Annotated in this window: 13 protein-coding genes, 1 tRNA gene and 1 pseudogene; 10 read left to right on the plus strand and 5 right to left on the minus strand. The window is 46.6% G+C overall.

The genetic code is table 11. From position 1 onward, the window contains the following. Positions 1–1914, minus strand: a 1914-nt coding sequence (locus tag QUB24_RS21190; protein ID WP_333155216.1) for a hydantoinase/oxoprolinase family protein, incomplete at its 3' end; no start/stop codon positions are given. Positions 1915–2058: 144 nt separating this feature from the next. Then, entirely contained in the window at positions 2059–2985 is a 927-nt protein-coding gene (locus tag QUB24_RS21195; RefSeq protein ID WP_333155217.1) for a M28 family peptidase, read from the minus strand. 75 nt (positions 2986–3060) lie between these two features. On the opposite strand from QUB24_RS21195, the gene QUB24_RS21200 reads away from it, so the two are divergent. Both QUB24_RS21200 and QUB24_RS21205 read left to right on the plus strand, forming a co-directional pair. Next, a complete protein-coding gene (locus QUB24_RS21200) occupies positions 3061–3267 on the plus strand; it encodes a hypothetical protein (RefSeq protein ID WP_333155218.1) in 207 nt (68 codons plus the stop codon). A 202-nt stretch (positions 3268–3469) separates the two neighbouring features. After that, positions 3470–7198: a tetratricopeptide repeat protein gene (locus QUB24_RS21205; protein WP_333155219.1), complete on the plus strand. Its 3729-nt coding sequence runs from the start codon at positions 3470–3472 to the stop codon at positions 7196–7198. 146 nt (positions 7199–7344) lie between these two features. Here the strand turns inward: QUB24_RS21205 and QUB24_RS21210 are convergent, their stop codons facing one another. After that, a complete protein-coding gene (locus QUB24_RS21210; protein WP_333155220.1) occupies positions 7345–7497 on the minus strand; it encodes a hypothetical protein in 153 nt (50 codons plus the stop codon). Between the two features lie 69 nt (positions 7498–7566). Here QUB24_RS21210 and QUB24_RS21215 point away from each other — a divergent pair, with 69 nt between their 5' ends. Beyond that, positions 7567–8001 carry a hypothetical protein gene (locus QUB24_RS21215; RefSeq protein ID WP_333155221.1) on the plus strand — a complete coding sequence of 145 codons (435 nt, stop codon included), beginning with the start codon at positions 7567–7569 and terminating at the stop codon, positions 7999–8001. A gap of 182 nt (positions 8002–8183) precedes the next feature. On the opposite strand, the gene QUB24_RS21220 is transcribed toward QUB24_RS21215, so the two are convergent. After that, the gene (locus QUB24_RS21220) at positions 8184–9260 is read right to left on the minus strand and encodes a DMT family transporter (protein WP_333155232.1); all 1077 of its coding nucleotides are present in this window, start codon (positions 9258–9260) and stop codon (positions 8184–8186) included. Positions 9261–9680: 420 nt separating this feature from the next. On the opposite strand from QUB24_RS21220, the gene QUB24_RS21225 reads away from it, so the two are divergent. From QUB24_RS21225 to aroH, 3 genes are all read left to right on the plus strand, one after another. Beyond that, positions 9681–9833, plus strand: coding sequence for a hypothetical protein (locus QUB24_RS21225; protein ID WP_333155223.1), 153 nt, complete (start codon positions 9681–9683; stop codon positions 9831–9833). A 49-nt stretch (positions 9834–9882) separates the two neighbouring features. Further along, complete coding sequence (gene sppA / locus QUB24_RS21230) at positions 9883–10701, plus strand: signal peptide peptidase SppA (RefSeq protein ID WP_333155225.1); 819 nt, start codon at positions 9883–9885, stop codon at positions 10699–10701. 260 nt (positions 10702–10961) lie between these two features. Further along, on the plus strand, positions 10962–11387 hold the full coding sequence (gene aroH, locus QUB24_RS21235) for a chorismate mutase (protein WP_333155226.1): 426 nt from the start codon (positions 10962–10964) through the stop codon (positions 11385–11387). Between the two features lie 162 nt (positions 11388–11549). On the opposite strand, the gene crtR is transcribed toward aroH, so the two are convergent. Then, the gene (crtR, locus tag QUB24_RS21240) at positions 11550–12437 is read right to left on the minus strand and encodes a beta-carotene hydroxylase (protein ID WP_333155227.1); all 888 of its coding nucleotides are present in this window, start codon (positions 12435–12437) and stop codon (positions 11550–11552) included. 432 nt (positions 12438–12869) lie between these two features. Here crtR and pyk point away from each other — a divergent pair, with 432 nt between their 5' ends. The 4 genes and pseudogenes from pyk to QUB24_RS21260 all read left to right on the plus strand — a co-directional run bounded on the left by pyk (position 12870) and on the right by QUB24_RS21260 (position 16471). Next, positions 12870–14657, plus strand: a complete 1788-nt coding sequence (gene pyk, locus QUB24_RS21245; protein ID WP_333155228.1) for a pyruvate kinase — start codon at positions 12870–12872, stop codon at positions 14655–14657. A gap of 94 nt (positions 14658–14751) precedes the next feature. Beyond that, positions 14752–14823, plus strand: a tRNA-Thr gene (locus QUB24_RS21250). 538 nt (positions 14824–15361) lie between these two features. Further along, a pseudogene (locus tag QUB24_RS21255) lies at positions 15362–15942 on the plus strand (IS1634 family transposase). 325 nt (positions 15943–16267) lie between these two features. Then, a complete protein-coding gene (locus tag QUB24_RS21260) occupies positions 16268–16471 on the plus strand; it encodes a hypothetical protein (protein WP_333155230.1) in 204 nt (67 codons plus the stop codon). The last annotated feature ends 29 nt before the right edge of the window (positions 16472–16500 follow it).

Raw genomic sequence — 16500 nt, forward strand, 5'->3', positions numbered from 1 at the left:
CGTGCCACAAGAGGGGGAAATTGTGGATGCTTCCGGCACATCCATTCTTTCTACAACTTCCACCGAAACCGCTTCCACAATCAGCGGTTTTTCTGGCATAATAAAACTGTAACGCTGTCGGTGGGCTGCTTCAAATTCAGCTTGCATCGCCTCAATATTGTCAGCAAAATCTACCGCCAAAACCGAGTCACTTCCCTGATATTTTAAGCGCAGCTTCCTAACAACTAAAACCTCTGACTCTTTCTCTGTGTTCTCTGCGCCTCTGCGGTTCAATTCCCTCTTTCCTTCAGCCTCCAATTCGGTTAAAATATGATGCAACTCAGGTAATAATTCTGCATTTAATTGTTGCTCGATCGCCCTTTCGCGAATAGCGCGCACATCAGCCAAACCCATACCGTAAGCGGACAACACACCCGCATAAGGGTGAATAAATACCCGTTTCATCCCCAAAGCATCGGCGATCGCACAAGCGTGTTGGCCGCCCGCACCGCCGAAACAGCACAATGTATACTCGGAAACATCGTAACCCCGCTGAAGCGAGATTTTTTTGACAGCATTTGCCATCTTTTCCACCGCGATCGCCAAAAAACCCTCCGCCACCTGTTCCGCCGTCCTCTCGCCCCCAATTTCCTCCGCTAATTGCCCAAATTTTTGCTTTACTACGTCAGGGGCGATCGGCAAATCTCCATTCAATCCAAATACTTTCGGGAAAAAAGCCGGTTGAATTTTCCCCAACATCACATTGCAATCAGTCACCGTCAAGGGGCCGCCTTTGCGATAGCAAGCGGGCCCAGGATTGGCCCCTGCAGACTCCGGCCCGACGCGGTAGCGAGCCCCGTCAAAAAAGACAATTGAACCGCCGCCTGCTGCTACAGTGTGAATTGCCATCACGGGCGATCGCAATCTCACCCCAGCAATTTCCGTCTCAAATTCGCGTTCGTATTCGCCGTTAAAATGGGCAACATCTGTGGAAGTTCCGCCCATATCAAAGGTAATAATTTTATCAAAACCTGCCTTTTTGCTCGTTTGAACTGCACCGACAATTCCCCCAGCAGGGCCCGATAAAATACTGTTTTTTCCTTGAAATTGTGCGGCGTCCACTAAGCCGCCATTCGATTGCATAAACATTAATTTGGGGAATTGGGCATTGGGAATTGGGCATTGGGCATTGGGCATTAATAATCCCTCGTTCCCGCAATCTGCCTCGATTAACTGACTGGTTACTTGTTCGACGTATCGACGTAAAATCGGAGATAAATAAGCATCGACAACCGCAGTATCTCCCCGCGAAACTAATTTCATCAGCGGGCTAACTTCGTGAGATACTGAAATTTGAGTAAAGCCAATTTCTTTCGCTATTTTAGCAACTTGTTTTTCGTGTTCCGAGTAGCGGTAGCCGTGCATGAATACGATCGCACAACTGCGAATTCCCTCATCGTATGCTTGCTGCAAAGACGGGATAAACTCGCGATTGACAGCAGTTAACTCCTCACCTTGAGCACTGTAGCGTTCTGCAACTTCAATAACTCGATCGTACAGCATCTGGGGCAAAACAATGTGACGCGCGAAAATATTCGGGCGGTTTTGATAGCCAATTCTCAGCGCATCGCCGAAACCTTTAGTAATTAACAGAATTGTGCGATCGCCCTTTCGTTCCAGCAAAGCATTTGTCGCCACCGTCGTCCCCATTTTAATCGCTTCAATTTGTGCAGCGGGTATCGGAAAATCTGCGCCAATTCCTAAAATATCGCGGATTCCTTGAACTGCCGCGTCGGTGTAGCGTTCCGGGTTTTCCGACAGCAGCTTGTGAATGACTAACTTACCGTCGGGGTTCTTGGCGACAATATCAGTAAAAGTGCCACCGCGATCGATCCAAAATTGCCAGCGAGTGCGATCGGGATAAGTAGGATTCATATCTCTTTTTTTGAAATTTTTGCTTGATTAATTTACAAGTATTCAACAAACTTCTGTTCGAGTCAATTCATAAAGCTCATAACTTCTGGTCATAAAAGTCATAATTTCGGGTCGCTCAAACTCGCAGGCGCTCGATCATGTTAATTATAGATGTCGAATTCCCTTGACTAGCCCCTGACAAACACCAGCCAGAAAATCCAAATCCAAAGTCTCAATTTTATCGCTTTCTCGATGATAATGCGGATTTCGCATATTAGCAGTATCAGTCACCATGATAGCCGGATAACCATTATCCCAAAAAGGGACATGATCGCTGCGGCGAGTATCCGGCACAATTAAACCTCGATTCGGCACCGGCAGCCACTCGCAGGGCTGACCAGATTTGCGAATTTTGCCACTTAAATTAATCAAATCGGGAACCGTCCGCAAATTGCCAATTAAAGCAATAAAATTGCCACAATTTGGATAAAAATATTTCAAGCCAGCGGGATAGCTTTGAGAATTAGGATTATGGTTGCAATAACCCAACATTTCCAAAGAAATCATTAACCGGATTGACTCTTGCTGTTGCTTGTATTTAGCTGCATGATGACTGCTTCCCAAATAACCGTATTCTTCCATATCAAAGGCGACTAATTGCACTGGATATTTGAGCGGCGCAGATGCGATATCCCTTGCGAGTTCCAGCAAAACAGCCACACCAGTAGCATTATCATCGGCCCCAGGCGATCCGGGTACAGTATCGTAATGAGCACCAATTACGATCGGCGGCAACCCCTTCTTAATCTGCTTTTCAAGACCCAGATTGTCTTGCTTCCCCCCCTTAGCAAGGAGTGGTTCTTCTTGCTTCCCCCCCTTAGCAAGGGGGGGACTGAGGGGGGGTAAATCCAAAATCAAATTGTGATGAATTCTGCCGCGCACAGAAAAATCGTCAATTTCTACAGTTCCCCACTGTGCCAACTGTTCGCGGATGTATTGCTGGGCATAAAAATGCCCTTCGGATGCGAGGTATGGATTGCGATCGCGTACAATTTGAATCAGATGGCTGTGCAAGCGTTCTTTGAGATTCATGCAGTCTGCTACACAATGATTACAATCAAATTATATTCTGTTTAATCTTATGGCTTGGGAAAATGCGTAGCGGAAATGTTAGCAGCAAGGATATTTAACGAACGTGTAGGCAATGAAGTTTCAACAATTTACGGGGCGGTGACAACTGGGAGTATTTGGAAATTTATGAAATTAGACGGCTGTGTAATTACTATCGCTCTGACTGAATATTACCTCAAAGAGGTGAATAAAATTTTGGGGATTTTAGCAATGGGGGCTGTCTCGCAACCAATTGAGGTTTGAGTGCGATCGGGATACAGTTACAGAAGATCCGGAATCAATAGCAACACCTTGAAAATATATACGATACTTACGCATCAAAACCAAAGAAACCGGGTTTTTGGCAGTTTCTGCGACTGTAACGAAGTCTTCTAGAAAAAACCCGCTTTCTGACCACCCCTGCGTAAGTCCTCATATAATTATAAGTTAATCAAGCCGCAAAAAAATGGCAGAAAACTCCCTACGCATTAATCACGATGCTGGTTCGATCCAACTATTCTGGCAGCGGAGAAACTCAGCACCCCGATTTGCCCCTCCCGTTACCTTTGAACACCCCTTTGACAGCAAAGTTCTAGCCGATTTGCGGTGGTATCTCGAAGAATACCTGCGCTTTCCCTACGGACTCGAACCGGAAAATGCTAAAAAAATTGAACAAAAATTGCAGGCTTGGGGACAGCAGCTATTTGACTTAGTATTTCGCAGCAGCGAGAAAGCGCGCGAGTTTTTTCAGGAAGCGACGCGCGCCGGCTTGGATAAGTGCGAAATTAGCATTATTTCCGACGATGCGGCAGTCCTCAATTTGCCCTGGGAATTGCTGTTTTCCCCAGATTATCAATTTCTCGCTCCTTTGCTGGCGGGGATGTATCGCAGTCTTAGCAACTATGCAGTTCGGGCAGAATTGGGAACGATGTCTGACGAACAATTAAATATTTTACTGGTAATTGCTCGACCCTACGGAGAGCGCGATATTAATTTTCAAACTATCGCCCGCCCGATGCTAGAGGCGCTCAAACCGATTCAAAAACAGGTAAATCTTACTGTATTGCGTCCCCCCAGTTTAGAGCAGTTTGAAGCTGAACTTAACGCCCGCAAAGGCTTTTATCATATCGTTCATTTTGACGGCCACGGCGACTTTCAAGCTGACAGCAAAATTGTGCAAACTCAGTACGGCAAATTGGGAGAAGGCGTTTTAGTTTTTGAAGATGCTAACGGCAACCCGGAAATTGTTACTGCTAGGGAAATTGCCCAATATTTGACAGATTGCCGCGTGCCGATTTTTATTCTCAATGCTTGCAAGTCGGGACAAGCTGGGGAAGAAGCCTTTTCTTCCGTCGCGGGACAGTTGGTGAAATTGGGTGCCAAAGGCGTTGTTGCTATGGCTTATTCCGTCTACGCGACAGGGGCGAAACACTTCATGGCACGGCTGTACGGGGAATTGGTGCGGGGACAAGACATCGCCTCTGCGGTGGCTGCGGGGCGCAAATCTATGTCCATAGACAAACAGCGCCCCAGTCCCAAAGGGCTTTTACCGCTGCAAGATTGGCTGGTGCCGGTGCTGTATCAGCAGGAACCTTGCAGGCCTTTTCGGCCGAAAGCTGCGACTCCCAGTTTTGCAGATTTGATGGGGGAATCTGACACAGAGGCTACGCTGGCGGTAGATTTGCCAGATGTTAGCGCCTATGGGTTTATTGGGCGAGATTACGATATTTTGTGTCTAGAAAGAGCTTTTCGCCAAAATCATGTCGTGCTGTTGCAGGGGATGGGCGGCGTTGGAAAAACTGAGTTGGCAGGAGGGTTTGCGCGGTGGTTAGGTGATACTCAGGGGCGCACGGGTGGCGTTTTCTTCACTTCCTTTGAACGCGGTGCAGGGTTGAGTCAGGTAGTCAATCAAATTGGCCGGGCCCTGGGCGGGGAAAAATTCTCGTCATTGTCGCCGGAAAAACAGCAGGAGGTGGTGCGAAAATATTTGAAAACTAATCCTTGTTTGCTGATTTGGGATAATTTTGAACCGGTGAATGGGTTTCCGCAGGGGAATCAGCCGCTTGTATCGGCTGCGGAAAGAGAAAGCTTGAAGCAGTTTCTCAAACAGTTGCGTGGGGGACAATCTTGGGTGCTGATTACCAGTCGGCGCGAGGAAAATTGGTTGGATTGCGGTTACGCGCTGCGGGGGTTAAAGGGATTGGTGCAGCCGGATGCGGAAGAGTTGGCGGCGCGGATTCTGCTGGAAGCGGGGGTTGACAGGGCGAAATTGCCTGGAGAATATCTGGAGTTGCTGAAACTGTTGGGCGGACATCCGCTGTCGCTAAGGGTGGTGTTGCGGCATTTGAAGACGCAGACTCCGGTGCAGTTGATTGAGGGGCTGCGGAGAGGATTGGATACTTTTCAGGGTGCAGAGGAGGAAGGGAGAGAGAAATCTCTGGTGGTGTCGCTGGATTATTCCTTTGCTAATTTGTCGGCACGGGCACGGCAGCATTTGCCGTTTTTAGGGCTATTTTCTGAGCGAGTTGGTGCAGATGTGCTCGATGCTTTTTCTCGAAACCCTGATAGTGATTGGGGACAAGCATATCGGGCGGTGTTTGGGGAGAACTTGCAGAAATCCGATTGGATTGGACTCTTGAATGAAGCGACTGCAGCCGGAATTTTGGAACATTTGGGGGACAGTATTTACAACATCCACCCGGCATTGCCGTGGTATCTGCGGCAACAGTTAGATAGCAATAGTTCGCAGGAGATAATCAGTACCCTGGAAAAAAAATTGCTGGGTTTCTACGTAGGATTGGCACATAAATATTGCGAGAAAATTATCGGCAATGCGGAATTGGCAACCTTTGTGCTGCGAGTGGAAGAACCGAATTTATTGCAACAGTTGCGGCTGGCAGAACAGCAACAGGAATGGAATTATGCTCACGTAATTCTGCAAGCTTTGGGAGAGGTGTATCAGCGGTGGGGGCGCAAACCGGAATTTAAGTCTCTGCGAGAACGGGCGCTCAAGCAAATTGGCTTCCACTTGGCAGAGGCAAAGGCAAAGGGACAAGATGCCTTTAATTTCTGGAGGTATCTGCGGGTAGTAGATGCAAATGAAGCTCTTGAAAGTGCCGACTTGGAAACAGCAAGAGCCGTTTATCAAGAAATTCTCGATGAACAGACAGCCTTCAATGACCCTTCCGTCAATGAGAACATTTCTGTTGTCTATCACCAACTAGGAATAGTAGCCCAAAAGCAGCGGCAGTTTGACGATGCGATCGCTTTTTACAATAAAGCTCTCCAGATTCGTGAAGATGCGGGGGATTTCTACAGTGCTGCTATGGAGTATCACCAACTGGGATGGCTAGCCCAAGAGCAATGGCGGTTTGATGAGGCGATCGCTTTTTACCAAAAGGCTCGCCAAATTTTTGAAGATGCAAAGGATTTCTACAGTGCTGCTACGGAGTATCATGAACTAGGAATGGTAGCCCTATTGCAAGGGCGCTTTGATGATGCGATCGCTTTTTACAACAAAGCTCTCCAAATTTTTGAAGACGCGGGGGATTTTTACCAGGCTGCTACTGCTTATCACCAACTGGGAAGAGTAGCCCTATTGCAACGGCGCTTTGATGATGCGATCGCTTTTTACAACAAAGCTCTCCAAATTTTTGAAGACGCGGGGGATTTTTACAAGGCTGCTACTGCTTATCACCAACTGGGAATTGTAGCCGAAGAGCAACGGCGCTTTGATGATGCGATCGCTTTTTACAACAAAGCTCTCCAAATTTTTGAAGATGCGGGGGATTTTTACAAGGCTGGTGACCAGTATCAAGGATTGGGAAACATTGCCAAAGAGCAAGGAGATTTTGACACTGCTGTTACCTATTTCCAAAAAGCATTTACAGCCGGAAGTGCAGCAAATGATTGGCGTAAAGCTTGCTTAACTCTACCTTTATGGGGCCGAACCTTAGAAGCCCAATCGAATTGGACGGAGGCGGTGAAAATTTACATTCAAGCCTTAGCCATTGACATCGAGCATAACTCTGAATTTGTTGGTTTGGAGATCGCAGATTTAGGGCGGATGCTCAAGCAGTTGGGAGACAGTCAGTTTCAGGTAATTTGGCGAGAGTTTACGGGTGATGAGTGTCCGCGAGAGTGGTTTTCTACTATTCAGAAAGCCAGTGAAACAGAGGAGGAGGGAGCAGATTAATTGTCACAGGATTTACGCATGGGGGCTCAGAAACCGGGTTTTTCCGAAAATATTCGTTGCGCGCAGATTCGCGAAAAAACCCGGTTTATTAGGTCGGGGTGCACAAGCTAAAGAGGACACGGCACTACCGGGTCCCTACCCCAAAATCATCGATAATGGAGGACACGGCATTGCCGTGTCCCTACCCCAAAATCATCGATCGCCCTTTTTTGATGTAACCATTGCCCGATTAATTGTAGGGAAACGGCACTGCCGTGTCCTCCTCCGTTGCCTGTGGGTAATATCAATTTCGATGCCACCGGATTTGATATTACTGGTATAATCATTACAATCAAAATTGTTTAACTAACTTACCCGCAATTAAAAATATGGAACCGATACTAACTCCCGCCGAAATCAATGAAAAGCGGCTGCTATTGCAAGATTACGCTCCCGCCCAAGAAGCCTTTGCCATGCTGGAAAAACACAGCGGCAGACTTGACACCAGTTTTGATGAATTGTGGGTTGAAAACCACAATCTTGAATCCTTTGCACAACCAAAAAACGGCAAATCCCTATGGCAAGTCACGCTGAAAACTCTCCGCGCCGAACTCTGCGGCAATGATGGCTTGCGGGCCCAATTCAAAGACTATACCAAAAATCCTGGGAGTACGCCTTTGCTTACGGGATTAATTGTTGCTGTTGTCGGTTTGGGTGCTTCGTCTGGAATACCGATAGATCCTAGTATAGCTACTATTATTGTTCTCTATTTGCTCAAAATTAGTCTCAATATTTTTTGTGAATATACCGATCCAGTAAGTTAGAATTTAGGTTAAATTACTATTGGCCTACCAAACGGGAAATCGGCATTTACCTCTTTCAAAATACAATAAAAAGAGGTACATTTGAATTTACCATGCGGCCGGGGCGGGTTTATTTATCCTTTTAATGGTTGTCAAGATTGTTTGTAAAACCCGCCCCTACGAGAATAATGTCCGCCAAAAATCTAAACTTCCGATTCTAATTCGCTTACCCGCACCTGCACCGGCAACTCTACAGAATCAAACTCTGACGGCTCTAATAAAGCCACCGCTTCACCTTGAGAATTAACCTTGTCACCCGATCGCACTTTTCGCAATTTTTCACCCAAAGTATCCCGCTGATTAATCAAATAAATACTCACCAAAGTCAGCCCAACTCCCATCGATTGCAGCGGATTCAACACTTCGCCCAAGAACAAATTGCCGAATAGCAAAGCAAATACAGGCGTAAGAAAGGTAAGAGAACTTAAACTTGTTAGACTGCCACTCGAAGCAAAATAAAAGAATAAACCGTAGGCGATCGCACTTCCGAACACGGTAGAATAACCTAACGCCATCCAGCCGGAAAAATCGATATTCACAAACTGTTCGGACTCAGTTGCAGCCGAAATTGCCAACAGCGGCAAACCGCCCAAAATCATGTGCCAACCAGTCGCCACCACCGGGTCAACATAACGGCAAACCCAGCGCACCAAAACCGTACCCACAGCCATCGACAAAGCAGCCAACAGCATCAACCATTCTCCACCCTGAAACAACTCTTCGATACCCGCAGAAACCTCCCTGTTTTCAGGATGAAAAAGCCCCAAAATCCAGCCATCGGGCAACCCGATCAAACTGATGCCCGCAACGCCAATAACTAATCCCAACCAGCCCCAAAAACCAATTTTTTCTTGAAACAGCCACAAACACAAAATCGCCACAGCTAGCGGTTGAGAATCAATCATCACCGAACCCAAGCCGGCACCGGTTCTCGCCAAACCTTCGGCTAAAAAGCCTTGAAACAAAGTAGCGTCAACCAAAGCAAACAGCGAAATCCACAACCAAGCTTTCCAACCCTGCGGCTGCGGTTTTCCCATCAGCGCCGCCGCCAGCAGCACCAACACGCCCGCAGGTACTAAACGCACGAATGCCACAAACAGTGGCGTTGTGTGCGGCATCACCCCCTTCATCGCTACCATCGCGGTTCCCCACAGGAAAAACGGCGCAATTAGCAACAGCGGGGCAAAAGGTAGTTTTGAATCGGTAAGTTTTAGCTGCATGGCGGAGACTCCAAATAATTGATGAGATTGATTCTCTTGGGGATGATGTAGTTTTGTTAAGCAATTTTTACAATTATATATTGGTGTTGGGTTAAGTGCGATCGCACAAATCTCGGTCATTATGAACAGGCAAGATGCCTGTTCCACAAAATCAAGGTGGAACAGGCATCTTGCCTGTTGCCAACAATCTGGAACAGGCATCTTGCCTGTTCCACAATCAAGCAATTTCTTGTGGAACAGGCATCTTGCCTGTTGCCAACAATCTGGAACAGGCAAGATGCCTGTTCCACAAAATCAAGGTGGAACAGGCAAGATGCCTGTTGCGAACCATCTGGAACAGGCATCTTGCCTGTTCCACAATCAAGCAATTTCTTGTGGAACAGGCATCTTGCCTGTTGCGAACCATCTGGAACAGGCAAGATGCCTGTTCCACAAAATCAAGGTGGAACAGGCATCTTGCCTGTTGCCGCCAATCTGGAACAGGCATCTTGCCTGTTCCACAATCCAGAATTTTCTTGTGGAACAGGCATCTTGCCTGTTCCTAAATGGCACAACATCTACCCCGATGAATAAGGCACACTAGAAGTTAGCTACAAAATTTCACCTTGCCTGTAAACTGCCCATGATTTGGCCATTCAAGCCCCGCTACCGCAAACAAATCGCCCGTATCGAAATCACCGGCGCCATTGCCGGAGAAACCCGTAAACGAGTTCTAGAAGCTCTCAAAACTGTTGAAGAACGCAAATTTCCCGCCTTGCTGCTGCGGATAGACAGCCCCGGCGGCACTGTCGGCGATTCCCAGGAAATTTACAGCGCACTCAAGCGTTTGCGCGAAAAAGTCAAAATAGTCGCCAGTTTCGGCAATATTTCCGCTTCTGGCGGAGTTTACATCGGCATGGGAGCCGAGCATATCGTTGCCAATCCCGGTACAATTACTGGCAGCATTGGCGTGATTATCCGGGGCAACAATCTAGAACGGCTGTTAGAAAAAGTAGGCGTTTCTTTTCAGGTGATTAAATCGGGGCCGTATAAAGATATCTTGGCATTCGATCGAGAATTGACCGATCCGGAACAGCAAATTCTGCAAGACTTGATCGACACCAGCTACCAGCAATTCGTGGAAACCGTTGCGGAAGCCCGGAAATTGGCTGTTGAGAAAGTGAAAAGTTTTGCCGACGGCCGGGTTTTCACGGGTCAGCAAGCCTTAGAATTGGGTTTGGTCGATCGACTGGGAACAGAAGAGGACGCTCGCCGCCTTGCCGCCGAACTCGCAGGCCTCGACCCGGAAAAAACCGAGTCTTGCACGCTAGAAAAACAAAAACCTTTCCTAAATCGCGTCTTGGGGAGTAGTCTGGATATATCCGGGCTTTCAGCTTACAATAATGTGCTGGAATTCGAGCTTTCTACTAGCGGTTTGCCACTGTGGATGTATCGCCCGTGATTAAATAAATTAGTCATTGGTCAGGAGTCAGTAGTCATTAGTTACTCCCTGGATGATTGGGCGATTGAAATCGTTTGACCTCACACTCAAATGTGGCGAAGCGCCCGTCATAAGCGCTTCGCGGTGGCTTCGCCTAGGAGTTCGAGGTCAAACTATACAAACGAAGTCCACTCAAGGGAGGACTAAGAAATAAACTGGGTATTTAAGCCTAATTTAGTATGACTAATGACTAATAACTAATGACTAATGACTAATAACTAATGACTAATAACAAAAATATGGAGGAAATTTGCGTGGAGTGGCAAGTGCGGGCGATTCGTGGGGCAACTACTGCTAGCGATAATTCGGTGGCAGCAATTCGAGAAGCGGTGAAAGAATTGTTAGATGAATTAGAAGCAAAAAATGATATAAATCCCGAATTAATTATTAGTGCTACGTTTTCTGCAACTCGTGATTTAGATGCTGTGTTTCCGGCTGCGATCGCCCGCGAACGTCCTCACTGGTGTAATGTTCCTTTGTTGGACGTACAGCAAATGCACGTTGAGGGTGCTTTGGAACGCTGCATTCGGTTTTTAATTCACGTTAACTGGCCGGCAAATACTGAAATTTATCATCCTTATTTGCGGGGAGCCCAAAATTTACGCCCCGATAGGAATTTAGCGGTGGCGGTGGCTGGGGAAAAATAATAGATTCACTTTGGGCTTGATTTAAAAGTTAACTCACCATTACAGGTGGGTTTATTTTTTACGGGACTTGATACAGGACAAAACCTGCCCTGGGGATATATGCTTCAAAGCTTTTATTAGAAAAAAAACCCGGTTTCTTTGAGAAGCCGGGTTTTTTGTCAATCAGACGCTTTTTTTGTGATGCAGCCTAATCCCTAAAAAGATGTCATATATAAAACTCCAAAAGTCCTTTTTCCCTTCCAATATTCCCAAAGTTTGAGGGGAACCTTTCTCATCTAACAGCGGCTTCACAGCTTCGTAAGCAGGCTTGTAATTGTACCAAGGAATAGAAGGCCACAAGTGATGAATCAGATGATAATTCTGCCCCAAAATCAAGATATTTAGAATAGGACTAGGATATACTCTGGCATTTTTCCAACGATCGCGATCGTGAAACGGACGGTGCGGCAAATAATCAAAAAATAACCCCAAGGCCAACCCCACCACCAAAGCCGGAGAAAACCAAAAATTCAGGACGTAACCTAAATGGTCGTACTGAATCGCGATATACACGATCGCGATCACAAACAAACGGCTGAGAAACCATTCCAATAATTCGTATTTTCGCCACAGTTTGCGCTTAAAAAAGAAAATCTCGTGGTAAAAAAACCTCGCAGCAATCAACCACAAAGGCCCGCCGGTCGAAACATAATGGTCTGGATCGTTATCGGGATCGTTAACGTGGGCGTGATGCTGCATATGTACCCGCGTAAACACCGGGAAAGCAAAACCCAACATCAGCGCGCTACCGTGTCCCAAAATAGCGTTAATTGTGCGATCGCGATGGGCTGCATTATGAGACGCATCGTGAATCACAGTTCCGGCCATGTGCAACGCCAACACATTCAGCGAAAAACAGCACCACTGGGGCCATTCCCAACACCAGAAACCCAAGTAAGAAATCACGATAATCCCTACTGCACTCAAAAACAGCAGCAGTGTCGGATTGAAGTCACCGGGAGGACTCAAAAACTCTTTCGGCACTGTCAGCGGCCGTCCTGCCTCCGACATCTTTGTTAAGACTCCTTAATATTTCACTTTTGCGTAGTATAAGATACAAGCCGGACAATAGTAAAGTTTTATGAAAGAACTCTGTTCGATCGCCAGAAACTCGCCTCTGCACAAGCAGGAAAGTATTGATGTTGTGCAAGGATACCAGTGCTAGATTAGCCAAAAGAGCTCAGCAGACCAAATAAAATAAATGGGTATCTCTGTATTTATGTCAAGCCTGAGAGCGGAAAAATTTGCAAAAAAGACCGCTCCCCAAGAAAAAATTACCGATCGGTAAAAAGTCAGATATTCTATATATTGTTCAATACCTACTTTTTTGACGACTATCAAAATTTTTAAGACTTGAGACTAGCGTCATTGCTTGTAGTGCAAAGATGAAACGTTAGCCGAAATTTAAACAAGAAATCCACCTGCCTCCCCAGAACACCGCTGATGCAATTGCCAAAAGCCCTACGCCGGACTAAAATCGTCGCCACCATTGGCCCAGCAACTTCCGACCCTCAAGTGCTGCGCCAGCTTATAGAAGCCGGTGCCACAACTTTGCGACTCAACTTTTCCCACGGAACAGAAGAAGACCACCAGCGCAGCATTCGCTTAATCCGGCAAACATCCTTTGAACTCAACCAGCCGGTCGCCATCCTCCAAGACCTCCAAGGCCCGAAAATTCGTTTAGGGCGCTTTGAGACAGGCTCTATAGTTGTCAAAAACGGCGATCCTTTCATTCTCACCAGCCGCCAGGTTCCCGGCACCCAGCTCATTTCTTCCGTCACCTACGATCCCCTAGCCGACGAAGTTCCAGAGGGATCAGTGATTCTGCTCGACGACGGGAAAGTGGAAATGCTGGTCGAAAAAGTAGACCGCACTTCCCGGGAATTGTACTGCCGCGTCGTCGTCGGCGGGCCGCTTTCCAACAACAAAGGCGTGAATTTTCCGGGAGTTTACCTGTCAATTAAAGCGCTGACTGATAAAGACCGCAAAGATTTAATGTTCGGCCTCGACCAAGGTGTCGATTGGGTGGCCCTGAGCTTTGTGCGGAATCCCCAGGATATGCTCGAAATTAAAGAGCTGATAGCCAGTGCGGGCAAGCAAGTACCGGTGATTGCCAAGATCGAAAAGCACGAGGCGATCGAACAAATGGAGGAAATTCTCACCCTTTGCAACGGCGTGATGGTCGCCCGGGGCGATTTGGGAGTGGAACTACCCGCCGAAGACGTGCCGATTTTGCAAAAGCGGCTGATTGCTACCTCCAACCGCCTGGGCATTCCGGTAATTACCGCTACCCAGATGCTCGACAGCATGGTAAGTAATCCCCGTCCCACCCGCGCCGAGATTTCCGACGTGGCCAACGCGATTCTTGACGGAACTGATGCGGTGATGCTATCCAATGAAACTGCTGTCGGCAAGTTCCCCGTCGAAGCGGTGGCGACGATGGCGAGAATTGCGGTGCGGATGGAGAGGGAAGGAATTAAGCGGAATATTAGGAATGTAGAAGATATTGGTCGATCGATCCCCAACGGCATCAGCCAAGCAGTCAGCCAAATCTCCGAACAATTGAACGCCGCGGCCATCATGACGCTGACCAAAACCGGCGCCACAGCCCGAAATGTCTCGAAATTCCGGCCGAAAACTCCGATTTTGGCAGTTACTCCTCACGTAGACGTAGCCCGACAACTGCAATTAGTATGGGGAGTAAAACCCTTGCTGGTGCTGGATTTGCCCTCCACGGGCCAGACATTTCACTCTGCCATGACAGTCGCCCAGGAAAAAGAGTTAGTCTCCGACGGAGATTTAGTGGTAATGACCGCCGGTACTCTGCAAGGGGTTGCCGGATCGACGGATTTGATCAAAGTTGAGGTAGTGACGGCAGTTTTAGGCAAAGGTACCGGTGTCGGTTTGGGATCGGTGAGTGGCATGGCCAGGGTTGCTCGCACTGCTGCGGATGTAGGCAATTTCCACCCTGGAGAAATTTTGGTAGTGGAACACACAAGCGTCGCTTTTGTGGAGATGATTCGGAAAGCCGCAGGTGTGGTGACGGAGGAGGACAGTTTGACTTCTCATGCCGCGATTATCGGTTTGCGCTTGGGCGTGCCGGTGATGGTGGGCGTCAAGAATGCCACGCGGGTAATTCGGGACGGAACTATGCTGACGCTGGATATGCAGCGGGGTTTAGTTTATTCCGGGGCCAGAGGCGGCTCAACTGACACGGAAGTGACAGTTTAACTGTTGGTGAGCTAGGAGTTGTGGAGTTTTGAATTAAATTCTACAACTCGTTGCTTTTTTCGCTTAGGTTGTGCTATAATCCAAAGTTGTCTGTGCCGATGTAGCTCAGGGGTAGAGTATTCGATTCGTAATCGAACGGCCGTGGGTTCAAATCCCACCATCGGCTTCAAAAAAACCACATATTTCCAAGGGTTCTACGGCTCGTGAAAGCTGTAGAACCTTTATTTTGTCTATGACTTGTCTATGGTTTGTCTATGACTTGACTATGGTTTGTCTATGGTTTGTTCAACTGCGACCTTACCCTCCTGAACGCCCAAGTATTTCCAAAACCACCTTGATGTCTGCCGGTTCGACCCTCGACTTTTTGCGCTGCGCTCTTAACTGGTTGAGTAAGTCGGCTGGCTCTGGAAACTTTGCGACGGTCTGAGCCGAGTTTTTATTTGCTTCTCGAGCGCACATTCCGCACCCACAACTGTCACACATCAACAAAAGGGGGATGAAATAGTACAAATGAACTAAGTCCCAATCGGAGTCAAGGAGCTTAATCATAATTAGTAGTATTAAGCAGAGAAAGTAAAAAGGTAAGTTTACTCAGAAAGAGAGGAAAATAAGGAAAACTCTCTTAGGCAACAAAATAGTTAAAAAAATTAATTTACAACCATAGAAATGGGAAAATAGCCATAGCAGTTGTGGAGAATGTGGTGATGTTAATCAATAAAGAGATAGAAATTCATAACATATATCATCTAGGAATAGTAGCAGGAATCATAGACGCTATAGGATTAGTAGAAACAGTCAATCAATCCCACCCGAAAAGAGAGAAAAAGTCAGTGCAGGTCATGTAGTAAGAGCCATGATTTTAAACGGGTTAGGATTTGTATCTAGACCTTTATATATGTTTCCCCAATTTTGTGAAACCATTGCCTGTGAACATTTAATAGGAGCCGGAGTCAAGCCAAAATATCTCAACGATGATAAACTAAGTAGAGTGATGGATAAACTATTCATCAAAGGACTGGACACCACGTTTTTAACAATTACCTTAAAAGCCGCCCAAAAATTTAACGTATCGCTGTCATCATCACACCTAGATTCATCATCAATGCACGTACATGGGGAATACAATTCTAGCTTACCAGCAGTAATATTTGAGAATAAACACGCACTCAACAATCAAGAATCAGAAGAATTAGCAATCAAATCACCCCAAGAAATAAAGCTCACCTATGGTTATTCCCGCGACCACAGACCAGATTTAAAACAATTTATCATCGAACTAATCTGAACAGGAGATGGATATCTACCAATTTTCTTAAAATTAGCATCGGGAAATCAAGCCGACTCATCATGCTTTGGTCAAATAGCGGTAGATTACCAAAAACAACTAGAAGTAGATAGTTTGATGGTAGCAGACTGTGCTTTATATACGGAATCCAACCTGAAATTGATGTCACAATTGCGCTGGTTGTGTCGAGTACCTTTAAGTATAAAATCAGCCCAAAAATTAATATCAACGTTACCATAATATGAATTGACTGCTAGTAAATTACCAGGATATAGATGGGGAGAAAAAAATAGTAACTTATGCTGGAATAGAGCAAAGATGGCTAGTGGTAGAGAGCGCAGCCAGAAAGGAATCAGACTTGGGTAAACTCTCCCAAAAAATTGTCAAAGCCGAAGAAAAAGTTGTCAAGGATGTGAACAAGCTATCAAAAGATAAATTTGCTTGTAAGGCTGATGCAATTCCCGGCACTATCAAAATTATCGTAGAAGTTCACGGGGGTAGCAAAAACCCAAAAAATCTGATAAGGTGAGGCACATGGAGAAGACAGTGCCGGAATTA

The organism is Microcoleus sp. B9-D4 (genome assembly GCF_036705105.1).
Classification (GTDB): Bacteria; Cyanobacteriota; Cyanobacteriia; order Cyanobacteriales; family Microcoleaceae; genus Microcoleus.

What these genes read in the sequence shown, in the direction of transcription:
- QUB24_RS21195 (WP_333155217.1), bottom strand. Translation starts at nt 2,985, where the DNA reads ATGAATCTCAAAGAACGCTTGCACAGCCATCTGATTCAAATTGTACGC.
- QUB24_RS21200 (WP_333155218.1), top strand. Translation starts at nt 3,061, where the DNA reads ATGTTAGCAGCAAGGATATTTAACGAACGTGTAGGCAATGAAGTTTCA.
- QUB24_RS21205 (WP_333155219.1), top strand. Translation starts at nt 3,470, where the DNA reads ATGGCAGAAAACTCCCTACGCATTAATCACGATGCTGGTTCGATCCAA.
- QUB24_RS21215 (WP_333155221.1), top strand. Translation starts at nt 7,567, where the DNA reads ATGGAACCGATACTAACTCCCGCCGAAATCAATGAAAAGCGGCTGCTA.
- QUB24_RS21220 (WP_333155232.1), bottom strand. Translation starts at nt 9,260, where the DNA reads ATGCAGCTAAAACTTACCGATTCAAAACTACCTTTTGCCCCGCTGTTG.
- QUB24_RS21225 (WP_333155223.1), top strand. Translation starts at nt 9,681, where the DNA reads ATGCCTGTTCCACAAAATCAAGGTGGAACAGGCATCTTGCCTGTTGCC.
- sppA (WP_333155225.1), top strand. Translation starts at nt 9,883, where the DNA reads ATGATTTGGCCATTCAAGCCCCGCTACCGCAAACAAATCGCCCGTATC.
- aroH (WP_333155226.1), top strand. Translation starts at nt 10,962, where the DNA reads ATGACTAATAACAAAAATATGGAGGAAATTTGCGTGGAGTGGCAAGTG.
- crtR (WP_333155227.1), bottom strand. Translation starts at nt 12,437, where the DNA reads ATGTCGGAGGCAGGACGGCCGCTGACAGTGCCGAAAGAGTTTTTGAGT.
- pyk (WP_333155228.1), top strand. Translation starts at nt 12,870, where the DNA reads ATGCAATTGCCAAAAGCCCTACGCCGGACTAAAATCGTCGCCACCATT.